The sequence below is a fragment of the Streptomyces sp. NPDC001415 genome (genome assembly GCF_053597395.1).
The window spans coordinates 1-2015 of the sequence record NZ_JBSFIE010000081.1 but is presented as its reverse complement, the minus strand read 5'-3'; the positions used below and the strand labels follow the sequence as shown (position 1 = coordinate 2015).

The following is a 2015-nucleotide window of genomic DNA, read 5'->3' as shown; positions in this document are numbered from 1 at the left end:
AAGGAACGGACGCTTCCTTCGTACTCACCCTCGCGGGCTTTCCTCCGGGCGCTTCCCTCCGGTATTTCGTGTTCCGACTCTATCAGACTCTTTCGCGTCCGATTTCCTCGGCGCCTTTCCGGTTCTCCCTCTCGGGTTTCCCTTTCCGGCGGCTCCGACTCTATCAGATCCTTTCGGTCCTGATTCCCGGTCGAAATCGGGGTGTCTTCCCGGCTGTTGGGCCGTTCCGACGTCCCGAACTCTAGCGGATCCTTCCGGCGATTCGTAATCGAGTCTTCCGGTTCGACCGGGAATTGAATTCGGCATGCCGAAAGCGCTCCCGGTCGGGAGATCGTGCTGAGTTGGGGTTGCCGCAGAACCTGCGGCGAATGGTTGCCTCGGAGCCATCCCGGCTGCGTGACAACTCGGAGAACATTACACGAGGTGCTGCCGCACTCCATCCAGCCCCCTCGCTTCACGGGGCGGGCCCCAGGGCCCCCGGATGTGCCGTCCTTCGATTGCTGACCGCGCCCGTGGCTGGTCGCGCAGTTCCCCGTACCCCTTCAGTTCCCCGCCCCCCCCTTGAAGGGGCTCGCCCCCCCAGCCCCCGTTTCGGCTCGACTTGCGGTTGCCGCTGCGTCAACTCCTAACGTCGTCTCTGTGGCCGGAGACGGACTCCGGCCCGGCGATGGGAGACACGGTCATGGCCTGGTCGATCGCGGATGTGGCTCGGCTGTCCGGGGTGACGTCCCGGACTCTGCGGCACTACGACGAGATCGGGTTGCTGCCCCCGGCCTGGATCGGGAGCAACGGGCACCGCTACTACGAGGAGGCCGATCTGTTGCGGCTGCAGCAGATCCTGCTCATGCGGGAGCTGGACCTGGGGCTCCGCGAGATCCAGGCCGTGCTCGACAGCCAGGTCGACCGCGTAGCCGTACTGCGTGAGCACCACCGGCGGCTGCTGACGGAGCGGGACCGGCTCAGCACCCTGGCCCGCACCGTCGACCGCACCATCGCCGAACTGGAAGAAGCAGAGGAGAACAACGCCATGGCGAAGATCAACCGGCCGGAGAACCTGTTCGAGGGGTTCGAGCCCTCCGCCGAGCAGAACGAGAAGGTGCGCGAGCGCTGGCCCGAGGCGTGGGAGCAGTCCCAGCAGGCGGTCGCGGCGATGACCGCCGAGGACAGCGAGCAGTGGCAGCGGGAGGTCACGGCGCAGATGATCCGCATCGCGGAGTTCATGGTGGCCGGCACCCCGGTGGACGACCCCGCGGTCCAAGCCGAGATCGACGGCCACTACCAGAACGTCTGCCGCTTCTGGACGCCGAACGCCGTCGCGTACAAGGGACTCGCCCACACCTATGTCGACGACCCCCAGATGCGCGCCAACTACGACAAGATCGCCGTCGGTCTTGCCGTCTACCAGCGGGACGCGATGCTCGTCTACGCCGACGCCCGGCTGAGCTGAGCCACCGCTCCATCCGCCGGTAGACCGACCTCACGCACCGTCGGCCGACCGGCCGCACATGGCATCACCCAACACCCGGGGGGCTGCAGACCCCCGGCTGTACCCGGCGACCGCCGACTGGTCGCCGCGCCCAGCGCTTTTCGAGTCCGGCCGACCGGACCTCCCCGTAACCCCATTTGGGGCTTTTGGCAGCACACCGAAGCTATGCCTCGAATGCCCTCATGTCCGCTGTTCCAACTTCGTAACCGTTGCCGATGCGGCATCAACTCCGAGTCCGCCGGACACCTGGGAAATCGGGGATCCGGGCACGTCCGAGGGGATCGGCTGCGCGTTGCGCGTGCAATCTGCATTGGGTACACATGGACGGCGCGCCGCGTTGCGCGCGTGGTGTTCGTTCTGTCTGTCACGGGGGTGTGTGCGTGAAGTTCGACATGGGGTCCACGACTCTGTCCGATCTGGGGAAGAGCACGGACGGTTCGAGTTCTGATCTGGGCACGCTGATCCGGCAGTTGGTGGCGGCCGCGGAGCCGCTGGAGGGGAAGTTCAACGGGGCGGGGAAGGCCGCGTT

1 protein-coding gene is annotated in these 2015 nt (G+C 66.5%); it reads left to right on the top strand.

Annotated elements, in window-relative coordinates:
* The first annotated feature begins 682 nt into the window (after nt 1-682).
* Nucleotides 683-1447 carry a MerR family transcriptional regulator gene (locus ACWC2B_RS38015; RefSeq protein ID WP_450724927.1) on the top strand — a complete coding sequence of 255 codons (765 nt, stop codon included), beginning with the start codon at nt 683-685 and terminating at the stop codon, nt 1445-1447.
* Nucleotides 1448-2015 lie beyond the last annotated feature (568 nt).